Raw genomic sequence first — 24348 nt, 5'->3', positions numbered from 1 at the left:
GTTAATCTTCTAATTGCCAAACCGGCTCCCCAGAGCGTGCCCTCAATCTCCAGCAGCCAAGAGGCCAATGTCTGCCAGTGCGCACCCAACCCCAACGCTCCCGTACACAGCTTGACAGCTTGGTAAAAATGCCTATCTTGAATGACGTTCGCTACACTATTACGCGGATTCGGCCCGCGCGAGCCGCCCCTCATCCTATTCCTCCGGAGTCCGTCATGGACAACCCACAATCTCAAGTTACTTTCGTTCCTTATCAGCAGGCCGGTGAGAATCCGCGCCGTGCAGCCGTTGCCCGAGTTGAATTTCCGCTGGCCGGGCTGAGTGACAGTGATATCCAGGTGCTCGGTCATCTCGCCGATGCCGTGGACATGCTCAATCCTGTCTATCGCAATCAGTCCAGCCCGCATACAGCGACGATTGAAAGGCTGTTGACCGCCGTGCAGAGCGCCGCCACATCCGAGCAGCGCGAGGCCATTGGCCACTACCTGACGATCCTCAATTTACAGAATGGCCCGTTCAGCCTGCTGCCGCGCAAGAATCACCTATTGAGCGTGCCGCGCGCCGAACTGACCGACCTCGTACGCAAGACGGGAGACAAATCCCTCGAGGCCGACTTGGCCGTCGCCATGACCTATCTCTACGATGGCCTCGCCCTGCCGGACAAGGCAAATTTCTATCCGCAAGACATGACCGAAGAGGAGTGGACCGCGTTGGGTGATCAGGCCAATGTCGTCAACTCAAGCGTGCACCGCAACAACGGCAAGCTAACGTTGCGCCTGAATGAAGAGAAGTACCACGCGACGCTCGAGCCGGTGATCGAGCATCTTGTCAAAGCCCGTGACCTGACGACGCACACCGGACTGCGACTTTATCTGGATAGTAAGATTGAAGAGCTGCGTCACGGTACCGCTGAAGGACGGCGCATCGCGGATTTTATGTGGATCAAGAGCGGCTCGCCCGTGGACTTGATCTTGTCGAGCGCTCTGGAAGTTTATCTTGACAATTGGAAGAACGCACGCGGTGAGGCGGCAGGCGCGGTATTGCTCGAAAATTCCGAAGCGCAGGGCACACTTAAGGCGCTCGTGGACCGTCTGCCGCATCTCGAGGCCACGGCGCCGTGGACGCATCGCAAAATGAAGATTGATCCGGACAAGCTGCCGCACCTGCGCTTTGTGGATGTTTTGAACTGGGGCGGCGGCTATGTCAGCAGCCCAATGACAGTCATTGCGCAATCCCTGCCAAACGATCAATGGGTGATTGACCACGTTGGGTCGGTCAATCTGGTCTATCGCAACACGGGACGCGCCGTCTATTCGCTGTCGGGTGAGATGATCGCGCGCGAATTCCTGCCCAAAGACGTGTTCGCGGAATACGGCGACTTGATGTTTGAAGCGACGCAGATTCACTCGGCGCTGCATGAACTGGGGCATACGACCGGTGCCATGGCGCCGCAGCACGCCGGCAAGGAAGCGCGTGAACTGCTCGAAGCCGAGTATTCGCCGCTCGAAGAGGCCCGCGCCGAGCTGTTCGGAATGTGGGCCATGCCGCAAATGGCGCGTGAAGGATTGTTCTCGGAAAAGGTCGCCGCCGCCGGACACTACGGCATGGTTATTAGCATGGTCGGCGGCCTGCGGTTCATTCCGGAGCAGGCGCACGTCAAAGCGCGCAATTTGATGTGGCACTACTTCACGCAGAATGGCGGCGTGGAAGAAGTCATGGAAGACGGGAAGACGAAATTCCGCCTGCGACTGGCCCGCATTGATGAACTCGTGGCCGAACTGCTCGGCATCATCGGCAACACCAAGGCTGCCGGCGACAAGGCGGGCGCGGTCAAACTGCGCGAAACGTATTGCTTCACCGATCCGCTGCGTGATGATATCGAAAAGCGCATGGAGTCATTCCCGCTCGGTCGTGGCCTGCTGTTCCCGCGCCTGAAGCGCTCGGGCGATCGCTATCTCGCCGAACTCGAGTATCCCGCTTCGTTCTCGACGCAGCCCCGCTACGGCGCAAAGCTGCTCGATTAAGACGTGCGGTGAATTTCCAACAACCAAGAGCCCCCGGCGTGATGCCGGGGGCTCTTGGCTTCTATCTGCTGGCCAATCAGTTCGCCTTGGACAACAGTCGCCGCGCCTGTTCGCGGGCGCTGCTGGCTATCTCGCGTTCATCGGCCGTTAGCAGTTCGCGGTTATGGACGACGACCTTGCCGTTTACAATTACCGTATGCGGTCGGGTCGGCGCGCAGAACAACAGCGCCGCCACCGGATCAGCGGCACCCGCATAGGCCAGATCCGCGCCGTCAAACAACACGATGTCCGCCGCCATCCCAACGCGCAGTTGACCAATATCGGAGCGACCCAACAGCGCTGCGGATCCACTCGTCGCCAAGTCAATCACGCGGCGCGCGGTGAAGAATTCCAGATCATCGGGCGTACGATGCACCAGCATCGCCATGCGCAACTCGGCGAGCATATTCGAGCTGTCGTTCGATGCACAGCCGTCCACCGCCAGGCCAATCGGGACGCCGGCCTGCAGGAGTTTGCGTAATCGCATTCGGCCTGAAGCAAGACGGCAATTTGAACTGGCACAATGCGCAACGCCCGTGTGCGTCGCGGCCAACTGCGCGATCTCATTATCGTTAAAGTGAATGCCGTGCGCATACCACACGTCAGGCCCGACCCAATTCCATTCTTCCATCAACGCGAGCGGCCGTTTGCCATAACGCGCCACACAGTAGTCAGTTTCATCAGCGGTTTCCGCGAGATGCGTGTGCAGGCGGACGCCCAGTTCACGCGCCAGCACCGCCGTGTCGCGCATAAGTTCCGGCGTAACGTTGAACGGTGTGCACGGCGCTAAATGGACCTGAGTCATCGAGAAGGGCCGGGCATCATGGAACGCGCCGACCGTGCGCTCGCAATCGCGCAAAACGTCTGCATCGTTTTCAATCAGACTATCCGGCGTCAAACCGCCGCGGGCGTGGCCCAGCGTCATGCTGCCGCGCAGCAGCGTGAAACGCAGTCCCAATTCGCGCGCGCACTCGACTTCAAGCCGGGTCAAATCCGCCGCCACCGCACCGGGGAATAGATAGTGATGATCGCACGACGTCGTACAGCCCGACAGCAGCAGCTCCGCCATTGCCAGCCGGTACGCCGCGCGGAACATCTCCGCGTCAAAATTCCCCCACAGCGGATAGTGAAAACGCAGCCAATCGAACAGCCGCAACTGCTGCGCCGCAGGCACGCAACGAGTCAACGCCTGAAAAAAATGGTGATGCGAATTCACGAAACCCGGCACCGCAATCAAGTGCGAGCCGTCCACGACCTCGTCGCCCGGCAGCGGCAAGAGGTCAACGGCGATCTCCGAAATCCGTGCGCCGTCGGTGCGAATACACAGTCGTCCGCCGGTCACATCGGTATGAGCCGCCTGCAGATTGCGAATCAGCATGACCACCTCAATCGTTGCCCCGAGCTGCCGTTATGCACGCGGATTCCGTCCACCACCTGTTGTCGGTCGGTTAGCTGATCCAGGTCGCGCCAAGAATTAGCAGCACGGCGACCACGACCATCATCAAGCCTTCGCCTGCAATCAGACCCGACGCAAGGGAGGCGCCATAACGATCCACCGCCTCGGGATTCTTCTTCGTATAGTAAGCCGTCACTACAGCGCCCAGCCACATCGAGAGTGACGAGTACGGCGTAACCATGAACGCGATACCAAGCGCGATCGGCGACGGCAGCCACTTACCCACACCCTTGATTTTGGCCACAAACGGCATCGCAAAACCGATGATCGCGCCGATTGCGGCAGCCGTCATCGCGTGCGGGGGAAGCGAGTCAATGCCATCGGCCAACAGTTTGGCCATCGCATGCCACGCCATCACGGCCGGACCTGTGAAGTCATCGCCGGGAATGGTGTAGGCCGCGGTCAACAGGCGATACACGCCAGCCGCCGTGAACACACCGACCACCACGCCGATCAACTGGGCGATCACCTGACGCCGAATCGAGACCTTCAACATGTAGCCGGCTTTCAAGTCGTGCATCAGGTCACCCGACTGGCTGGCGCCCGCCGCCGTGATACCGGCGGCCATAAGGTTCGTCGGTATTTGGCCGGGGTCCACCACGGCATAGACGACCTGTGTGATCTTGCCCATCGCGCCAACCGGATTAATGTCCGTTTCACCCGTCGCCCGCACGGAAATACTGGCAATCAGGAACGACAAGAATACCGCTATAATACCCATCCACACCGGAATTCCGAAATAAAGCTGCGCGAATACCGTAGTCAGCGCCGTGGCCGCCACCATACCAACGGCCCACCACTTGATCGGGAACGGATCCGGAGCGTCTTCTTCCTCCTCTGTATCCTGCACCTCGGCCTTGCGGCCCTGCATGAGTCGTTTGAAGGAGCCGAAGGTATTTGCGATCGTCTTGTATTGCAGTGCCAGGCTGGAGAAGCCCGCCGCCACCATGAGCGCCACACCCGGCCATAACAGCCAGCGGAAAGCGGCAATATAGACTCCGTTGGGGTTGGCTGCCGTGACAATTCCTTGATCGATCAGTATCGGCGCGCCAATGCCCCACGCGAGAATTGCGCCGGCAAACAGCGACCAGCCGACTTTCGACCCGATCAGAACGCCTGCTCCCAACATCATCGGTGACAGACTTACTCCCATCCGCAATGATGCCAGCGAGACGCCGAGAATGCCGACAGTCTCCAAACCAATATCGTCCAGTGAAAAGTCACTGAAGTGATGCAGGCCAAGCGGTTTGATGCTGAACAGCATCTTGATCACCGCAGCAATCGCCGCAGCATAAAATAACAGCTTGGCCTTCTTCATCGCTTCCGCGCCGGACGAGTACATCGCTCTGATTGTCTCGGCCGCAGCCGTACCCGAAGGATAGCGCAGCTTCTCTTTGACGATCATCTGCTTGCGCAGGGGCACAGCGAAAAACACGCCGAGAAACGCAATGGAGATGGCCCACAGCACAAGCTGCACGTAGGTTAAGTCGTGCCCCGGACCAGTCGTCTCGCGCACATACAACTCGAGCGCCGGGATACAGGCGACGAAACCGCCCGCCGAGGCCATCGTCCCGGCAGCGCTGCCGGCAGTTGCCGTGATCAAGTTCTCGCGAGCACCATAAGGCCGCGACAACAATCCACCCATCGCTTTGAATATCGCAAACGATATAACGGCGGCGGTGATGGACGCGCCAAACGTCCAACCGATCTTCAATCCAATACACACGTTCGAGGCGCCGATCAGCGAGCCGACGACCAGACCTGATGCCACCGCGCGAAACGTCAGTTCGCTCACGGCGGGGTCATGGATCTGTGCGGTCTGCGTCGAGGGCGGGGAGACATCTACGGCCATGCAGTATTCCTCAAGTTGGGCAATGCGGGAAACAGTCTGAAGTCAGGTTGGGAGTAAGGCAATTCGGCAGGGAATCGGCGATTTTCGGACACGGGCGGTTTCGCACTCACGCCGATTGCGCGAGCCGCCGGGCGCGGTATAACGTCACGATCTGATCCGCCATCTGTGCCTGCGTCAAGCTCCCGGCGTTGAGAACAAGGTCATAGAGTTCGGGATCGCTCGAGTCACGCTGTAAGTACTTCTCGTAGAAATGCGCGCGTTCACGATCCTGTTGCAGCAGAGCTTCACGCGCGGCCGCCTCGGTCCAGCCGTGCCGTTCAATCAATCCGCGGAGACGGTACGCTTCGGATGCCACAAGGCGCACATGAATACCGCCCGGCATATCGCGGGTTATCACCGCCGCCCCACGACCGACGATGATGCATCGGCCCAGCGTTGCCGTCGCCCGGATCGTGCGCACCAATTTGTGCATCAGCTTCAGGTCGGAGATTTGACCGAACAGCGTGGACATGAATTCTTCAATCGCGCCCCGCGACTTGGAGCCTAACGCCGACATCAAGTGCTCGTAAGAGTACTCCTGATCGGCCATCGCCTCGATCAGCTTGCGGCTGTAAACCTGCCACGAGCCGGACTCCAATTGGCCTCCGGCATCGAGCTGAGCCGCAACCGCCTCGGCCAGCGCCACGGCCTCGCAACCAAATTGCCGTGATAAGGTAATAAACGGCGCCGGCGAATGGCGCTCGTCAGCGGCGCTTTCCTTGAGCCGTGAGGCCACGCGAATCTGAGCTTCCAGATTCTGTTCGGCCCGCGGCGTAATCGGGTTCTTCATAGCTGCCTCTCAAGTTCGTGATTCCCCCGGTCTCAGTCTCAGCGCCACGGCACTATTGCCCGGCGTCCGGGAGCACAAGCCAGCCGCTCCCGCCCCCCGACCCGACCAGTCGTGCCGCACGTAATATACAAGTTCGCCGCTCATCATTCAACTGCCCGCAAAACGCCTCGCGACGACGCAAACGGGCCCCTTAAGCCAGCCTCACCAAGTGCTTTGCCTGTGCCCGCTCGCCCCTCCGGTCGAGAAGCTCAACGCAAGACCCGTTGGCTCATTCAATGGGACGTTCAGTCATCAGATTTGCATACGTCGTAAATTCAAAGTCAGACAACAGTCGCCGTACGCGCCCAGGCATGTCCTTGAGGTGATGGAAGTGAAGGAACCTCGTTTGCTTGGTCAGCTTCTGGCGATGCGCAAGGCTGTTCCAGATCGGAATCTCCCAAGGATGCTAGAAGAAGTAGGCCCGGTCCGCGTTGCTCCAGTCGGCCTATCGCCCTGGCCGGAACCCCAGTTCCGCGTAAAGTCTGGAGCTATCGCGCCTCTCGCGATCGGGCCACGATGAAAGTCGCACCGAGCGGTTAAGAACTGCGGGTGCCCGCCCCCAGCCGGTTGGGTTGTGCGCCCGGGATCGCCCAGACGCCAGGATATGCAGGTTCAACCTTGTGCAACCAGCGTGCGACGCCATATCGCCCGCGTTCAAACGGAAGGTAATACTGGCATCGTACTCGTAGCCGCATTCCGGTTGCAAGGAAATGAGGGTCTGCCACGATCGTCGAACGAATCGGAGCGGCTGCACCGAAGCATGAGGGCACGATGCCCGCTCAGACGACCGGATGAGGTCTCTGTAAATACAAAAGCCCCCCCCCGCGAACGTAAATCGCTGACAGAGGACTGAAACTCGGCAGGTGTTAGGTCATAGACGAGCCGATGGTCTTCACCGTGGCTGGCAACTTCATGTCCTGCCGACGCAATTGCCCTCACAATGTGCGGAAACCGCCGGGCCGCACTCGGCCAAAAGACCAACGCCCACGTGACTTTCGTTTTGTGTTCATGAAGCAGGTCGAGAAGCGATCTTCGACATTCCGCTCCAACCCGCGACACTCGCAAGCATTCCCATGTGGTCTCGCCGTGAATTGGACTCGTGTCCAGATTGATCGCACGTGATACCAAGCTCGCGCCACGTCTCCAAGAGAAACCGTGCCGCATGGCTGCGGCCGTTCCGTAATGCCGTGTGTTGCGCATCGCCCTCCCACGCACCGTGTGCTCCGGGAGGGCGCAGTGTCCACCTAATCCTCGATTGTTGCGGGAAGTCCTTGTCTTGATGCCAACTGTTGTCTCGCCACCACGCCCCAAGCAGGTTCGAAAATCTGTTCCAAGTGGTATTCGATGAACGATTGCAGCCTTGGTCACAATCCCAAAAAGGGGCCAGATGCTAAAACAATGGCTATTCTGCTAAATCGAGCACGGCCCGGCGCACCCATCAGCGCCGGCCGACGCGATGCTCGAAGCGGCGCTCCGCGACCACGCAACCCTACTGCCCAACTTCAATCCACTGTAGTGTGGTGCTAAGTTCCACAGGCCCTGATGCGCTCGAGCGGCGCACTTGCACAAAACGATAGTCGTTCGGAAAAGCGGCCTGAGCGGGGAGCGGCATCCATCCGTCCCATTGGACCAGCGAAACATCATCAAACCACGCGTACCCGGTTCCGCTGGCCGGAGCATACTGACTGAAACGGATCGTGATGAAGTTCGTTCCACCCGGAACATTCAACTGCGCACTGCGACTCTGCCACGGCTGCGTTCCATTTAGCGGCGCGCCGATGTCCGCCTGACCCAAGGCCGTACCGCCGGATCGGCCACCGAAATACTGCGCCTGCAACGACGCGTTGCCCGAATTCTCCGTGCGTTGCCAGCCAAGCAGAGAATAGCTGAAACCGCCCGGCAGCGGCAACCGGTACTCGTTGTTTGCGACGACGTTCTGCGGATTGCCCGCTGTCCGCCGAAGGCGAATGCTGCGAACACCGCCATATGCGATGTCGGTTGCGTAACCTTCATCCGCGCTGTTCAATTGCCAGTCGTTGGCACCCTCATCTTCCATGTTCCCGAAGTATAGCCGTTCCCGGCCAAAGCGAATCTCGTAGCCCGCGCCGGCGGCCAGTTCGGCGAGTCGCAGATATCCTTCAATCGTCAACCGCCGCGGTGAACTCACCCAGTAGGAACCTTCTTGCGTGAACGTAAGAGTGTCCGTTTCTACCGCGATGCTGCGCAGCCATCCCGTCGTGTCAAATACCACAAACGCACTGTCCGCACCAGGTGAACGCAGCAGCCACGTCCCGAGCCGTCGCGACATCTCCGTCTCGTAGTCCAAAATGCAGCGCGCCAATTCGCCGCGCGCCGGCTGTGGAATCCAGTGATTGATGTACACGGGATGAACCACCGCGGTATCAATACCTAATGCCGGATTGAAGTGAGTTCGAACGAGCAGACTCGGCATCGTCTCAGCGTATGTCAAGTCAAAGATGAAATTCCCCAGGCTGTGCGCAATGAGCTTGCCCTGATAGACCTCAAACCCCTGGATGATATGCGGATGATGAGCGATCACAAGTTCCGCGCCCTGCTCGATCGCATAGTAGCGCATCTGCCGCTCAAGCGTATCAGGAATAAGTTCAAAAAGCATGTCTTCGTCACCGTCCGGATCCTGCTCGCTTTGCTGCGACAGTATCGGCGCCAGTGAATACTCGCTTCCCGAATGGGTATTGACCACCACAAAATCCGCGAGCTGCGTCGCCGGCGGCACCGTCATTTCAATCGCTGAACGATTCCACATCGCAAAACCAGGCCGCGAGCGGCTCGCATCGAGGAACGGCTGCACGTTGTTGTACGATCCGGTGCGATCCGACATGCTCAGCATCGCAAACGACAGCCCGTTGCTCGTCAAAATTTCAACACGCCGGGCCAACTCGTCATTCATCCCGGCGCCGTTATGCACAACTCCCGCCGTGTCCAGAACGTACATTGTTTCCAGCATGCCGTCAATCAGATAATCGAACGCGTGATTATTCGCCAGAGTGACGAAATCAACGCCGGCATTCACTAATCCCGCCACGCGATCCGGGTGCGACCTGAACACGATGCCTTTCGTCGGGTGCGCCGTCGTCGCCGTCGTCAGCGGGCACTCCAGATTCACACTCGTGAGGTCGGCCTCAGTCAGCCAGCGCGCCGTCGGTTCATAGAGCGTGTCCACACCCCATGTGTCAATGATACCGCCGTCGTTCTCGTAGCCCCGGCCCATGATCACGTCGCCGCCAAATGTAAACCACACGCCGCCGCTGACCGTCACCGGGCTATCTGCCAAGGCATGCACGCACCACGGCGTACGCTCATCCGATCCGGTCACCGTAAGACTAACCGGATAGCGCGCGTGTGCAGCATAGTGGTGCTCGGGATTCGGAATGGACTCTGTCTGCCCGTCGCCGAAATCCCAATGATAGGTCATGTAGGGACTATCAAGATCGTAGGCCCGGGCATGGAATAGAACATGAATACTGTCGGGATCGCTTTCGGGAAGCAAAAACCACTCAAACTCCGCCGTCGGAGCCAGCGGCTGCGACTCCGTTACGTCGCGCACTTCGTCGTATAGCACCACCCCGTCCACAGCGACCGTATCGTTATCGTTGACAAAACGCACTTCAGTAATGCGCGGTGCATAGCCGAACCGTCCGACCCAATCTTCGCCGACCGGAAGCAGAACATCCTGCCACTCTTCGTCGGCAAACCAACCTTCGTAGGTTGTGTTCCAATAGAGCGACTGCGGCGCTTCCTTGCCCCATAAGATGTAGTACAGCACGTTCGCGGAATCCGCGACGCCCACGGCATGCACCTCGCCGCGCGTCGTCAGTTTGGCCGCTACCGCCCATACGGTCTGCGAATCCACAAGTTGCGGTGCAATCTCAACGCGCTTCCACGTATTGCCGGACATCCGCAAACTGTGGCCGGACGCGCCGAAATAGTCGTCGGCCACAATTTCCGCGCTCCACCCTTCAGCATCTTCGCCCGCGACGCTCTCGAGTTCCGGCTCGTCTTCAAAGGAGACGATATTTATCACAGTGTCAACCGGAAGCGGAAAATCAATGGGATCCACAACAAAGAAACCCAGGGCATTCAGGCCTTCAACATCCCGGTGAAAATAGAACGTGTCCGGAGTAATGGCCAAGGTATCCACAATGTCAAAGGTCATGGACGCGCTGTGCAGAACAGCCCAGTAGTGAAGACCCTCGGCAGGTGCCCAACGCAGCAGCAGCCCGGAGTCCGTGCGCTCAAGTGTCAGCGACGTGGATGCCTCGTCCAACGTCCACCGGTGGTCACGAACCTGTGCCGTACCGAGGGCCGCAGTGCACAGCAGAGCCGTCACAATTGCCAGACAATAGATTTTTCGCATAGTGTCACTCCTTCCGCACGCTTGGCCCCGGGCAATGTCGTCGCGCTGACCAATATGTGCATTGCAGCAATATAGGGTGCATAAGCTCCGTTGTCAACCGCCGCGCCGCACCGCCTCCGAATTCGACCCGTTCTGTCAGCTTCCGCGCGCCCGGTACACCCGGGATACAAGTTGCAAGAGTGGTCAGAGTAGGCTAAATTGGGGCTTCCAGTGCCATTCCTACACTTAATTTCCTATTTGTGAACACCAACAGCCCTCTCAATCTCGCCGACGTCCAACGCGTCTTTAACCCGTCCTCCATCGCCGTGCTCGGGGCCAGCCGTCAACCCGGCACCATTGGCCGCGATATGCTCCGCAAAATCCTTGATTTCGGCTTTAACGGCATCGTCTATCCTGTCAATCCGTCCGCCAAGTTTGTGCACTCCATGCGGGCCTATCGCAGCGTCCTCGAAATCCCCGACCCGGTGGACTTAGCGGTGATCTGCGTACCCAAGAAACTCGTCCTGCAAGCCGTGGATGACTGCGGACGCAAGGGGATTCAGTCTATCGTGATGATTACCGCCGGGTTCGCCGAGACCGGCGACGATGGCGCCGCGCTTGAGCGCCAACTCTTCGAACGTGTCAAGAGCTATGGGATTCGCATGGTCGGGCCGAATTGCATGGGAATCATCAATACCGATCCGGCCGTGCGCATGGACGCCACCTTTGCCGGGCCGATGCCCGTACCCGGCGACATCGGCTTCCTGTCACAGAGCGGCGCGCTGGGCGTGGCCATTCTCGAACGCGCCGCAGGCATGCAGTTAGGGCTGTCGTCATTCGTCAGCTTGGGCAACCGAACCGACGTTTCCGTGGACGACGTACTCGCCTACTGGAATGCCGATGAACGCACCAAACTTGCCCTACTCTACATCGAGAGCTTTGGTAATGCCGCGCGATTCATGAAAGTGGCCCGCGAAATGACCCGGACCAAGCCGCTTATCGCAGTGAAGTCGGGCCGCACACGCGCCGGCGCTCGCGCCGCCAGCTCGCATACGGCCAGCCTCGCCGCCTCTGATGTCGCGGTTAACGCGATTTTCGAGTCCGCCGGCGTTCTGCGTGTGGACACCGTGGAGAAGCTGTTTGACTATGCGCAAGCCTTCGCCGCGCAGCCGCTGCCCAAGGGATCACGGGTGGCCATCATGTCGAACGGCGGCGGCCCTGCCATCTTGGCAACCGATGCCGTTGAAGGCGAAGGCCTGACCATGACCGAATTTTCGCCCGAGACCACCGCGCGCCTGAAGGCGGTTCTGGCCGATCTCGCCAGCGCCCGCAATCCGGTGGACATGGTCGCCAGCGCCGGGGCTACCCACTTCGAAGCCGTCGGTGACATCCTGCTCAACGATCCCAATACCGATGCGATGATCGTCATCTTCGTGTTGCCGATCACCTCGGATTCGCGCGATGTCGCCAGCGCGATAGTGCGCGCCTATGAACGCAACAAGCACCTGCATAAACCCGTGCTCGTGTGTTTCATGACCCGCGACGGAGACATGTCCGGCACGCCGATTCTGCGCAATGCCGGTCTGCCCGTCTACATCTTCCCGGAATCGGCGGTGCAGTCGCTGGCCGCGATGGTAAAGTACCAGCAGGTTCAGCAACGACAGCATGGCACGACAAAGTCGTTTGACGATGTGGACCGCGCCAGCGTGCGCAAGACGATTGACGACGCCCGGGCGCAGCACCGCAAGCAGCTCCTGCCGGCCGAAGTGAATGCGATCCTGCGCGCCTATCAGTTCCCCGTTCTGAATATCCAGCTCGTGGACAAACGCGATCATCTGGCGAAAGCGTCCAAGTCTGTGGGGTTCCCGCTCGTCATGAAGATCGCCGCCGAGGGTATTACCCACAAGTCCGATGTGCGCGGCGTCAAACTCAATTTGCGTACGCAGGCCGATCTCGAAGCGGCTTGGGACGATATCGCCGATGCGCTCACCGCGCTGCCCAATCCGCCGCGTGCGTGGGGCGTCACGCTCGAACCCATGATTCAGGGCGGACGCGAAATCGTGCTCGGTATCCACGCTGACCCGAACTTCGGCCCGCTCATCATGTTTGGAATGGGCGGCATCTACGTTGAGGTCCTGAAAGACGTCAGTTTCCGGCTTGCCCCGCTCACCGAATCGGACGTGGACAGTATGATCACGGCCCTGCGCGGCTATCCGATTCTGGCTGGCGTGCGCGGCGAGCAGTCTATAGATTTCGACCGTATGCGTGATCTGCTATTCAGACTTTCACAGCTTGCGCTCGATTTCCCTGACATTATTGAACTCGACGTCAACCCGTTGCTGGCCTTCCCCGTCGGGCAGGAGAGCATCGTCGTGGACGCTCGCATGACCATCCATATTTGAACGAACCAAACCGAACGCCCTGCGCATGGATTTGACCTCGATTGTGACACACGATGACTTTGACGGCATCGCCGGTGCTGCGTTGCTGTCGTGGGGCTTTGATCTGTCCGACGTTCGTTTTGCCGGACCGATTACCATTGCCAAAGCCGAGATTCCTATTACCCTCGCGGACATCGTTTGCGACCTGCCATACCCGCTGGTGTGCGGCATGTGGTTTGATCACCATGCCGGTAATCTCGATGAATTGCGCCTGCGCAATATTGATCCCGCAACGATCCCCGGCCGGTTTGCCGAAGCGCCCTCATGCGTGCGCGTGATCTTCGATTACTTCGCCGAGAAAGGCGAAGATATCCCCGCCGACTTCGTCCGCTTGGCCGCCGACGCTGATGTAATTGACAGCTTCGGCTTTCCCACTCTGGACGATTGGCGCGCGGATACGCCGGCCAACCGAATTGACCGCGCCATCAAATGCTCGTCGGCGTCGCGTTTCGAACACGCGGATTTCTTACGGTCGCTGGTCTTCGATCTTCGTGACCTTCCCATTGAAGAGGTGGCTGATCAGCCTTTGATCATCGAACGGGCCGCCCAGTACGGCGTCACGGAACAGCGGATGCTCGATAATATCGAGAAGTACCGTTTGCGCCTCCCGGAGGATGCTGACGGCGAGCTCTATGTGGTCGACATGACCTCGTTCAGTCAACCCGCCCGCATTGACAAGAAATTAATTGGTCTCGTGGATCCGCACGCCTTGGGTTACGTTGAGCTGAAGCCGGTGTTTAAACAGGGCCGCAAGACCAATGATATTGCGGTTGGCCTATCGCTGGCCTTGACCATGCAGCAGCGCGAGCACCGCAAAGACATGAGCGAGATCGTGCGGCAGCTCAATATCGGTGATGGCCACAAGGGAGCCGCCGCTGGAGTCCTGCCAGGAGCGAACGCCCACGACTTCCAACGAGCCCGACGCGACCTGCCGCTTGAGATTCTCAGAATTTGGCGGACGATGAAGTAGCAGTCGTCCGGTAGCGGCATAGCCGAAGTGACTATCCATGTTCTGCATGATTCGTCACAGATTCACACCCATCACGACGCCGCTTTTCCCCAATTCTTACGGTTTCAGGACATAGCTGAGAGGCATGTTTTAAGCCGCAGAATATGTGCGACGCACCCTTCGCAGCTCATTTGTGTCCAAGTTCAATTTTCAATGAACTTGGACATTTTGCTTGGCGAAAACTGGCTGCGCAGAAAACTTCGCATTGTGGTCATATTTGCTGAGAAATATCTGAGCGAATCGTATATTTCCCCTATGATGCGTGAACAACGAGTCTCATCAAGCGGTATTGAACCGTTCACAAGAACCCCGGGCCGTGACCAAGCCCAAAACATGATCGAGGAGAGAGCGTAATATGATTAAAAACAAATTGATATGGACAGCCGTAGTCGTTTGCGCGTGCGTCGTGACTTTCGCGTTTTCAACCGCGAAGCAGACGACCGCGAACAATGCCCTGTCGAAACCAGCCGTCGTCAATGGCGTCCAAGCCACCGGTTTAGCGACCGACGGCGTTGCAGCAACCAAGACCAAGGCTGATTACAATCCCTTTGCGGGCCGCAAATACGTGCGCCCGGAGGGTCAGACCATGTCGGAGTTTATCGCGGAGCATCGCCCCGTTTCTGTGAACACCACGTCGGATCTGCTGCCGAACATGCCGATTGATGAGCCGCGCGATGACAACAACTCGCTCGACATTATCTGCACGATCGCCAACGGTTCGAACAATTTCTCGGGCTTCCTCAACGCTGCGGAGGGCTTCGCCTTCTCCGGTTGGATCAATCCCGCTCCCTCGTGCGCGGGTTCGCCCGACTTCCCGTACCGAATTGACTCCGTGCGCTTCGTCGTGGCCAATGCCGCTGCATTTGGTGACTTTGGCTGCACTGGCCCCTGTGGTGCTGGTACGGCAACCTATCGCGTCGTTGTCTATAACACTTCCAATTGTGGCACCGACTCGTGTCAGAATCCCGGCAACGCGATTATAACATCCGCGCTCGTCAGCTACACGACGACGAATACCGCGGGCGCATTGGGCACCCTGACTGTTCCGGTTCAGGGCTGCGTCAACGGGCCGTTCTTCGTTTCGATCGAATACGTGAGCTGGACCGGCCCCGGTGACAACGGTGGCACGGGCGGCGCGTTCCGTTCGCTCTGGCCGACTGTGTTGTGGAGCAATGTGGCCCGTCCGCTGTGTGAGCAATGGGTCTTCAACGGCTGCTCTTGGACGGATCACACGACGTTCTTCACGGGTGGTACGACCGGCTTCTATAACTTCACCGTCTATGGTGAATCCAATGCGGCCTGCACGCCGATTACATGCTCGAATGAAGTCGCCTGCGACATCACCTGCCCGGGCGGCTCGATTCAGGAAAATGAGCCTGCCTGTGCCAATGAGTACGTAGACGTGACGAATGGCGGCTGCTTCGCCGCGGCTGAGAACTTCAGCTCCATCGCTTGCGGCCAGACCGTGTGCGGGACTTCCGGCACGTTTACGGTTGGCGGCGTGAACAACTCCGACGACGACTTCTGGCAGTTCACAATTACTCAGACCACCGATGTCACGCTCAGCATTACCGCTGAATTCTGCGTGCTCGGCGCGATCATTCAGGCGGGCCCGGCGGGCTTTGAATGCGATAGCCTCGTCGTGCTCGGCAGTGCGGTGGAATCGCCGTGCTCAACGCTTGTGCTGACCGGCCGCCTCGAAGCTGGTACCTACTGGGCCTACGTTTCGACGGCCTTCACGACGGGCGTTCCGTGCGGAACCCCGTACTACATGTCGCTTGGCTGCGAACTCGTGACCTGCATCCCTGACTTCAGCACGACCGTATCGTGCGCCGGCGCATCGCCGCTGATCACCGGCTCGACCGTGGGTGCCGGCGATCCCTGCGGCATCGGCATTCCGGGCGAATTGTGGCAGCTCACGATTAACACCGCCGGCTCCTACAACTTCAAGGGCTGTGACGGTCCCGAAGTCTACGACCAGCGCATGTTCCTGTTCGATGCCAACAACTGCTGCGTGGCCTTCACTGCCGAAGACGACGACCTGTGCGGCACCGTCGGCGGCTTGTCGTTTATTCGCTGCGTTGATCTCACACCCGGCACCTACTTCTTGCTCGTAAGCGGCTTCTCGGCCGCTGACGTCGGCCAGTACAATATCGCCGTCACCTGCTGCCAGCCGTGCCCGATTACGTGCGGTGACAACGAAGCCGAAGCCGATTGCGGTCCGGGCTTTGTCGGCACAAATGATGGTTGTAACGTTAGCCCCGTGCAGGTTGAGACGATCGCCTGCGGCGACACCAAGTGCGGTTCGTGGGGTTACTACACCCGGAACGATTCGGGCTTCCGTGATCTTGACTGGTACCGCATTACGCTCACCGAGCCGACCCGCTTGACCGCGACGGCCCAGGGAGAACTGCCGAACAATCTGTGGATCACCACGGACTGCCCGTCTACGACCATTTCGTTTAGCTCGGCCTTCGAGTGCAGCACCCACACTGTCAGCGCGTGTGTTCCGGCTGGCAACTACTATATCATCACTGCGCCGCAGCAGGGCCTGACCAATGCGCCGTGCGGCTCGAAGTACACCCTGACGCTCGGCTGCGAGCCGTGTGACATCATCAACGAGTGCCCGGCCGGATCCGCTGTCAGCCAGCCGGTTACTCTCCCGACGGGCGGCTGGACGTTCGGGCCGTCTGATGCCCAAGTAGACGTGAAGTACTATCAAAGTTATTCGCTCGCGCCGGGCGAAACCGGCGTGGATCGACTGACGGTTTGGGGTCTTTCCTTGATACCTGGAGACTTCACGGTCTGTGCGGAGAACCCGATGACCTTCTTGATCGAATTCTGGTCGGACAGCGCCGGCGTGCCGCGAATCTCGTCGAACCCGGTTTGCACCGTTACTGCTCAACTTTCGGGCGATCCGTCGGGCCTCATCTACAACGACACGTATGAAGCGCTCGCCTACACCTACAACTTCCCACCGGAGCAGTGCTGCACATTGACTAGTGGCTGGGTAAGCATCCAGGCGACTTCAACCGGCACACCAGAAGACTGCGCGTTCTATTGGGGCAGCAGTGACCTAGGAAGTATTGCTGCGCAGCGAAGCGTTGCGGGTGTACTGGAAGCTCAAACGTTCAGCATGTCGCTGTGCTTGAGTGCTTGCCCGCCGCCGTGTAACCCGATCACCAACCTGACGGTTTACAATGCTCCGGGCAACGCGGGTGCGTGGCTGAACTTCGAAGCACCGCAGTCGGCCACCTACCTGGTCTATAGCGCGACCAGCCCGAACGCCGATGACAATCCGGACGGTGGTACCGATCCGGACTACACGCTCGAAGTCAGCCAGCCGATCACGGCCGGCCCGGGCTTGGAGCAGATTACCTTGCCGGTGGGCTTTGCCACCTACAAGAAGTTCGTCGTGATTGCCAACTGCCAGTAATCACGAACTAACCGCACGAAAAAACGGGGCGCTCCGCAAGGGGCGCCCCGTTTGACATTCCGTGTTTTGGGATGCGCGCGCATTCTTCTCAGAACATCACGCTTTCCTCCAATCCTCTCCTCAACTCTCCAATTCTCTCCACGCGCGGGTGACAGCGTCAAAGCTGTGCTCGCGGATGACCAGCTCTCGGCCCGCCTCGGCATAGCCTGAGCGCAGGGCTTCATCGTCGAGCAGCCTCATAATCGCCTCGACATAAGGCGCGGGCCGATCGCCCTCGATGATCAACTCGCCCGTCTGACCCGAGCGCACCACTTCAGCCATGTCCCCGGCATCGCTGGTCACCGGCACCGCACCCGCGGCCATCGCTTCCATTGTAGCACACGACAGCCCCTCGGAAACCGAATTGAGCAGATAGACCTTCGCGCGCCGGTCATAGCCGAGCACGTCGTCCGTGTGCCCAACCAGTTGCACGGCCTCACGAATCATAGATGCCGCCACCCACTCGCGCACCTCGTCGCGCATGTGCCCGTCGCCGATCCAGACGAACTTAGCATCCGGTTTGCGCGCCAACACACCCTCCAGAATCTGCACCGTCAGCTCAGGGCGCTTGCGCGTTTGTAAATTCGCAATGACCAGCACGTCAATATCCCGTTCCCGACCGTCCGGGCAATAGACCTGCGGATCCACGGCACTGTGAATCGCGACAATCCGCTCCGCAGGCACTCCCATTTCCAACAGAAAATCGCGCGCCCGCACGCCCGGAACAAACAGCCGCGAGCAGTGTCGAAAGGCAATCCCGCGCACCAGCGCCTCGATCCACTTCGGATTGTTCAGCCGCCGGACCACACGATTAACCATGACGTCGGGACGACTCGCAAAATCGAGATCAAGTCGTCCCGCGATAAGGTGCGCGTCGAGCTTCTTTCCAAAAAACCGCGCGGGCCAATATGCCAGAAGGAGGTGCGGCACGGCATTATAGACCATGACACGCTCCACGCGCCTCCGGCCAATTTCACGCCACAGGACCAGTTCGCGCGATAGTAACCGCCCGGTCAGGCGGTGCAACCAGCGCGGCGGCACGACCCAGCGCACGCGCTCCATCGGCGGACCGACACGATCACTGACAAACGTAATCTCCAAGTCCGGCAGAGCGGCCAATAGCGGCGGCAGTTTAGCCTTCAGCAGATTGTTGTTCAGCGTCGTAGTAATCAGCCAATGCCGCACGGAGTCGTCGTCTCGCTACTGATAGTAAACGTCTACGCCGCGATCCACCAGCCGCGGGATCCACACAAATTTGGAACTGTCCGACAGCGGGTTGGAGTACAGGTAGATCTGATCGAATTCCACCAACCCCTGGTTGGCCTCCAGAGCGCGCACACTCTCGATGAAATTGTTCGACAGCGACACGTAGTCCAGCGTCGCCACGTCGTTCAATGCTTCTACGGACGTGATCGCGTTATTGGCCACGTCCAGCCAGACCAACTCGTCAAGATTGTCCAGCGGCGAGATATCGGTGATGTTGTTGCCCGGCAGCATCAGAACCGTGATCGAAGTCAGGTTCGACAGCGGCTCGATGGATGTCAGACCGCAGTCGCGCAGCATCAATTGCGTGATCCCCGTCAGCGACCGCAACGGCTCTAAAGAAAGCAACGAGTCGTACGACGCGTCAAAGTGCACCAGAAATCGAAGCGCGCTGACCGGCGAAATATCCTGTATCTCCGTGTCGTCAATAATCAAATCGTGAATATTTGGCGCAAAGGTCACGGGGCTCAGATCCGTCACCGGGCAGCCGGTGATCGCCAGCGACTGCAAGAGCCGCGTATCCACGACAAAGCTGATGTCCGGGATCGGATTGCCGCTGAGATCGAGCACCTGCAACTGCGGACAACTGCGCAGCGGCTCCGTATCCTCGATGCCGTTGAACGCCGCGTCAAGATGGGTCAAATGGCCGCTGTTGGACAACGGCGTAAGACTGCCGGCGCCGTTCCCCCGAACACGCACAATGCGCAGATTGGGCAGGTTCTGCAGCGGCCCGAGATCGTCTACGTCATTGTAGTCCAGCACAATCTCTTGCAGCGTCGTAATCCCGGCCACCTGCGGGATACTGTCAATCGAGTTGCTGGTCAGGACCAGCCGCTGTAACGACCGCATGTTCTCAAGCCCGGTCAAATCCGTGATACCCCATTCCGCTGCCTCGAATTCGGTCATCCCCTCTAAATCGCCCAACGTGATCGGAGCGGTCGGCTCCTGCAGCGCGGCCCGCACAGCGTTTTCCAGCGCGCTGTCTGGAAAGGTCACGATCTCGCTGCCGGAAGTCGCGCCGGTTATCGTCTTGTCGCGTTCGCAGCCCCAGAGAATAAGGGCGGTCAGGATCAGCCACAATGTAAGCACGCGCATGTTTCCCTCCTTGCTACGTGGATGCACCACAATTTACGACTCTCGTGCGCGAAAGACAAACGTTCGCAGCGAGTGCAACATAGTCACCAAACTCGCTTATTGTTAGACATACTTGACATTTATTGTGAAAAGTCGTTAATTCATGTACATCTTGTTAGAATTGTCTTACATTTTCATCGAGTTCACACACATGACACGCATTCTTTGGGCAATCGTCGTCTTGCTCGCCTACTTCTCCAGCGCCTTGGCCGACCGCCGCTACTATGTCTGGACCTACCAATATCAGACCATGCCCGCAGGCAATACCGAACTGGAACTCTACCAAACAAGCAAGCTGCGCGAAGTTGACCAGACGGAGCTTCGCATCGAGCTCGAACATGGCCTGACGCCACGTTGGGATGCGTCCTTATACGAGATCTTCGTTCAGAACGAAGGCGGCTCCATGAAATGGGATGCCTGGCAATTGCGCTCGCGCTATCGCTTCGGCGAAGTCGGCCAGTACTTCATGGACCCGCTGCTCTATCTTGAATACAATCGCAAGACCGAGCCATCCGCGCCCAACAAGATCGAAGCGAAACTGATTCTCGCCAAGTCGGTAGAGCGTTGGAATCTCGCCGTCAATCCGGTCTGGGAGTACTTCTTTGCGCCGGACATAGAGCATGAGCTTGGCCTTGACGTTGGCACCTCTTGGGAGTTCCACCCGAAATTCGTCGCCGGTCTCGAATCAACAACGCGCATGGAATTTGAAGAGGACCAGACCGAAACAGCCAGCTACGCGGGACCCACGGTCTCCTATGCCTCCGGCGGATTCTGGATCACCGTCGGCGTCGCAGCGGGTCTTACCGAAGACAGTGATGACGCCCGCGTCCGGTTTATTACAGGGATTGACCTGTGAGCCCCCTGCGGCTGCTCATTGCACTCGGACTGCTGCTGGGAGGTTGCGCCGCACAGCATCCGCGGCCCGCGCGGGAGTTCAGCGAAGGTGAGCGTCTCTATCGCGCCAACTGTGCTTCGTGCCACGCCTTGCGCAACCCGCAGTCGCACACCGATGAGGAGTGGATCGGCTATGTCGAGAAGTACAGCGCGAAGCTGAATCTGAATGACGGCACTCGCGGCAAGATTCTCGCGCATTTGCAGGCCTCTAACTGACAGATTCCGCAGCACAGAAAAAGCGAACCCCCCGGCGCGGAGCAGGCGCCGGGGGGTTCTTCGTTCAGGCAGATCGGATTGCCTTATTTCAGTAACACCATCTTCTTCATGTCCGTGAACTGCGCCGTCTCAAGTCGGTAGAAGTACATACCGCTCGGAAGGCCCGCCGCGTCAAAGTCCACGACATAGCGGCCGGCGGCTTGCGGACCCTTGACCAGAGTCGCGATCTCGCGGCCCAACAGATCGAAGACCGTCAAGCTAACATCCGTCGCCTTGGCAAGATCGTAAGTGATCTGTGTCGCAGGGTTAAACGGATTCGGATAGTTCTGGTGCAACGCAAAGCTATTGACCGTCGTATTGATCGGCTCAACCAGACTCTCCACCTCGCCGACCGGCATGCGATTGCCGTTGACGTCAATGGTGACGAGACGATAGCGGTAGCTTGTCCCGACTTCAACGTCGCTGTCCGCGAAGATGTAGTTATTCTGGCTGGCGCTGTTGCCCGCACCCGGCACCAGATGGCCCACGCGTTCCCAGCGAGTGCCAAACCAACGCTGCACTTCAAACGCGTCGTTCGCCTGTTCCGTAGCGGTTGTCCAACTCAGAACTACACGACCTTCGGCGCCGCTGGCCGTAAACGATTGCAGCTCGATCGGCAGTTGCAGGTCGGTGATGATGAAGTCCTCAGTTTCGCCAAGCGCATCATCAATGTAAGTCTGCGCGGTGAAGCAATCGCACACATCACGCGCCGGATCCTGATTCCCCGGTTCGCACGTTATCAACCGGAAGCGCAGGTGACCGTCATAGTGGCCCATGTTCAAGACGCCGGGATCACCGAAACATACCGTGACGAATTGCGACTGATTCGGGCCCATCGGCGGCACCGCATGGCCGGGGATGATACACTCGCTTTGGAAGCCTTCGCCGTTGGGCGATTCAAGCAGGTCATCAAAGTCGCAGTCCAGATTGCCGTCTTTCCAGCCCCACAAGTAGAGCGGGACGTTCGGATTGTATGCCGGACCGGTCGAGACCATAATCTCCACACACACTTCATCACCGGGGTACCATGCGCCGCCCGGACGGTCCGACGGAATGAAATACACGCCATCGTCGCAGCCGTCCTCGTCAACGGTGTTTGGCACAAGCTCGTGATTGACGCATTCGCCCAACCACGCCACCTGATCTTCAGCCGCGAACACGGCGTTGGCCGGACCACCCTGCTGCACCGAACCCGTCGGGTAGCATGGCTCGTTATTGTTGTCAAGGAACGGCAGGTCGCCCAAGTCGTAGCCTTCAGGTCCAGGCGGAATCTGACGGCAGCTCATGTAGACCAACAGTTCGGATTTCAGTACCGTGGTCGCCCACGCACATTGAGTCGAACCGGCGTCAATATCCAGAAAGACCTCCACGACGCCGTCTTCCAGCGCTTGCACCGGCACACTGAGACGCGTCGAAGAATAGGACAGGTTGGTTCCCGGATATAAATCTGGATTCAACGCGCCCAGAAAATCACCTTCCGAGAGCACGGCGTCAAACTGGCAATCCGAGTAGTAACGCGACGGTTCGCCGAATTCTTCGCAGTTGTCGTTCTCGTACGCGCAGATTACGACGAAGGCCGAGTCAATTGAGTAATCGAGGCACTCGAGGCCTTCAAGATCAAACAAATGCGACCAGCCATAGTCCTGATTGTACCAGTTGTAAAAACCGAAACCGACCATTTGATTGTCCGGATTCGCGCTCGACTGCTGGCACGGCGCGCCCTCCATTTCCCACGGACCGTCGTAATGCTCATGATCTGAATTCGCGTCCGTGCGATCGAGGAACGTGACATAACCCTCGCTGTACGTGAACCCCGGTTCCAGGGCGTTGTCGTCGCACGGATTGTCGCACGAGTATACCGACAAGAGATAGCCATACCGGCCTTCGATGGTCAGGTAATACGTGCCCTCGTCCAGCCACATGCAATTGACTCGGTCAAGGTTGCCGTACGTCAAGCCGCGCGGAAACAGCTGATCGCCGCCGCAGCATTCCGTCGTGATGTACATCGCGCCGTTCCAATCTTCGAATTCCACGTCGAACGAGTACAAACCTGGATTTATGACGTCCAGTTCATACGTCGCATCGTCCGTTGGTCGACGGCCGCAACTGCCGGAATCGTCGTCCGAATCCAATTCGCCGGTTCGCTCCAACTCGCTGCCGCTGACCAGCCGAATCTGGTCGTCAACATCGCAGTCATCCAACGGGCTGCGAGCAGGACGTTCCGCGGCACTTGTTACTGACGCCAGCGCCAGCACAAGCATTAAGAACATCATTCGCCATTTCATCACATGCTCCTCCGATCCTTATATATCCAAATGTCTCGTCTCGTTTTCGCCTGCCAACATTCCTCTCCTGCGTGGGCTTAGGCTTCGCCCAATCGTACCCAAAACTTCCCGTTTTACAATAACTTCCACGGGAAACATGGCTATTTCTTGCAGTCAATACAAGGTAGCGCCACGCGGCACCCGGTGCAATGACTTATGACAACTTAAAGCTCTGACTGGGGGTCGCTTACGATTTTCTACACCCTTGTTAATCTGAATCTTGTGATAAGTATAGTGAGTATGGTAGACACCAATCCCACTACGTAAGTTCACTTCACGACCGCTTCCACCCGCCAAACCTACCGCAACTTGACAATTCCCTGACCGTTCGTTACATTGCGGTTTCCCTTGCGGCGTCTTAGCTCAGCTGGTAGAGCAACGGACTGAAAATCCGTGTGTCCCCAGTTCGATTCTGGGAGACGCCACTGGTAAGCCCTCCTCTTCGTGCGGAGGGTTTTTTTTATTGCATTTTGCAATCACCCCATTTTGTGCGGAACCCCGCATCGGCCATGTCTGGCACGATGCGGGGCTCATCACGTTCACTCACCTCGGGAGATTGAGACGATGGCTAATCCGCTTCCATCATCTGCGCACAATGTACGGGTGACAATACCCTAAAGTCAATTCAAAACATGGGTTTGGAAAGATTTCGAGGTGAGCGCCCGGCCTCCCAATGCATCTGCATATCTTCGTTGTACTTCCACAACATCCCTGTTATGATGGGCGGCATAACAGGCTCAAGCAGCCATCGCAGGAGAATTCAAGTCCCCAGACCGGTGCGCCTCTCGCGAATGTTCTTGGGCACATTTTCTCCAGCGCAACCCTGCAACAAATTGACACGGTCAGCGTCTGATTGTATAGACCGGCACGATAACACGGACCCGGTTGCCTACACCGCGATGTTGACCAGGTGCGTGCGCGATCTGACGCGGGACCCAT

The 24348-nt window shown here is 58.5% G+C and carries 14 protein-coding genes and 1 tRNA gene; 7 read left to right on the top strand and 8 right to left on the bottom strand.

Annotated elements, in window-relative coordinates:
• Positions 1 to 215: 215 nt before the first annotated feature.
• Positions 216 to 2024 carry a hypothetical protein gene (locus IPH10_05560; protein MBK6910384.1) on the top strand — a complete coding sequence of 603 codons (1809 nt, stop codon included), beginning with the start codon at positions 216 to 218 and terminating at the stop codon, positions 2022 to 2024.
• 76 nt (positions 2025 to 2100) lie between these two features.
• Here the strand turns inward: IPH10_05560 and IPH10_05555 are convergent, their stop codons facing one another.
• The 5 genes from IPH10_05555 to IPH10_05535 form a co-directional block, all read right to left on the bottom strand.
• A complete protein-coding gene (locus tag IPH10_05555) occupies positions 2101 to 3441 on the bottom strand; it encodes an 8-oxoguanine deaminase (protein MBK6910383.1) in 1341 nt (446 codons plus the stop codon).
• Between the two features lie 70 nt (positions 3442 to 3511).
• Entirely contained in the window at positions 3512 to 5371 is a 1860-nt protein-coding gene (locus tag IPH10_05550) for an OPT/YSL family transporter (GenBank protein MBK6910382.1), read from the bottom strand.
• 106 nt (positions 5372 to 5477) lie between these two features.
• Positions 5478 to 6200, bottom strand: coding sequence for a cytidylate kinase-like family protein (locus IPH10_05545; GenBank protein ID MBK6910381.1), 723 nt, complete (start codon positions 6198 to 6200; stop codon positions 5478 to 5480).
• Positions 6201 to 6893: 693 nt separating this feature from the next.
• Positions 6894 to 7439, bottom strand: coding sequence for a polysaccharide deacetylase family protein (locus IPH10_05540; protein ID MBK6910380.1), 546 nt, complete (start codon positions 7437 to 7439; stop codon positions 6894 to 6896).
• Positions 7440 to 7728: 289 nt separating this feature from the next.
• Positions 7729 to 10635, bottom strand: coding sequence for a CapA family protein (locus IPH10_05535; protein ID MBK6910379.1), 2907 nt, complete (start codon positions 10633 to 10635; stop codon positions 7729 to 7731).
• 239 nt (positions 10636 to 10874) lie between these two features.
• Between IPH10_05535 and IPH10_05530 the strand changes: the two genes are divergently transcribed.
• The 3 genes from IPH10_05530 to IPH10_05520 all read left to right on the top strand — a co-directional run bounded on the left by IPH10_05530 (position 10875) and on the right by IPH10_05520 (position 17500).
• A complete protein-coding gene (locus IPH10_05530; protein ID MBK6910378.1) occupies positions 10875 to 13016 on the top strand; it encodes an acetate--CoA ligase family protein in 2142 nt (713 codons plus the stop codon).
• Positions 13017 to 13041: 25 nt separating this feature from the next.
• Entirely contained in the window at positions 13042 to 14025 is a 984-nt protein-coding gene (locus IPH10_05525) for a hypothetical protein (protein MBK6910377.1), read from the top strand.
• A 394-nt stretch (positions 14026 to 14419) separates the two neighbouring features.
• Entirely contained in the window at positions 14420 to 17500 is a 3081-nt protein-coding gene (locus IPH10_05520; protein MBK6910376.1) for a hypothetical protein, read from the top strand.
• Positions 17501 to 17620: 120 nt separating this feature from the next.
• On the opposite strand, the gene IPH10_05515 is transcribed toward IPH10_05520, so the two are convergent.
• A complete protein-coding gene (locus IPH10_05515; GenBank protein ID MBK6910375.1) occupies positions 17621 to 18724 on the bottom strand; it encodes a glycosyltransferase family 4 protein in 1104 nt (367 codons plus the stop codon).
• Positions 18725 to 18739: 15 nt separating this feature from the next.
• The gene (locus IPH10_05510) at positions 18740 to 19897 is read right to left on the bottom strand and encodes a leucine-rich repeat domain-containing protein (protein ID MBK6910374.1); all 1158 of its coding nucleotides are present in this window, start codon (positions 19895 to 19897) and stop codon (positions 18740 to 18742) included.
• 190 nt (positions 19898 to 20087) lie between these two features.
• Here IPH10_05510 and IPH10_05505 point away from each other — a divergent pair, with 190 nt between their 5' ends.
• Positions 20088 to 20792, top strand: coding sequence for a hypothetical protein (locus IPH10_05505; GenBank protein ID MBK6910373.1), 705 nt, complete (start codon positions 20088 to 20090; stop codon positions 20790 to 20792).
• Entirely contained in the window at positions 20789 to 21046 is a 258-nt protein-coding gene (locus IPH10_05500) for a hypothetical protein (protein MBK6910372.1), read from the top strand. The genes IPH10_05505 and IPH10_05500 overlap by 4 nt, the downstream gene beginning before the upstream one ends.
• Before the next feature lie 83 nt (positions 21047 to 21129).
• Here IPH10_05500 and IPH10_05495 read toward each other — a convergent pair whose 3' ends face one another.
• Positions 21130 to 23370, bottom strand: a complete 2241-nt coding sequence (locus IPH10_05495; protein MBK6910371.1) for a T9SS type A sorting domain-containing protein — start codon at positions 23368 to 23370, stop codon at positions 21130 to 21132.
• A 391-nt stretch (positions 23371 to 23761) separates the two neighbouring features.
• Here IPH10_05495 and IPH10_05490 point away from each other — a divergent pair.
• Positions 23762 to 23834, top strand: a tRNA-Phe gene (locus IPH10_05490).
• Positions 23835 to 24348: the final 514 nt, after the last annotated feature.

It is taken from the genome of bacterium (assembly GCA_016702305.1).
In the GTDB taxonomy this organism is placed as follows: Bacteria; Electryoneota; RPQS01; order RPQS01; family RPQS01; genus JABWCQ01.
This window is presented reverse-complemented; position numbering and strand designations above follow the sequence as displayed.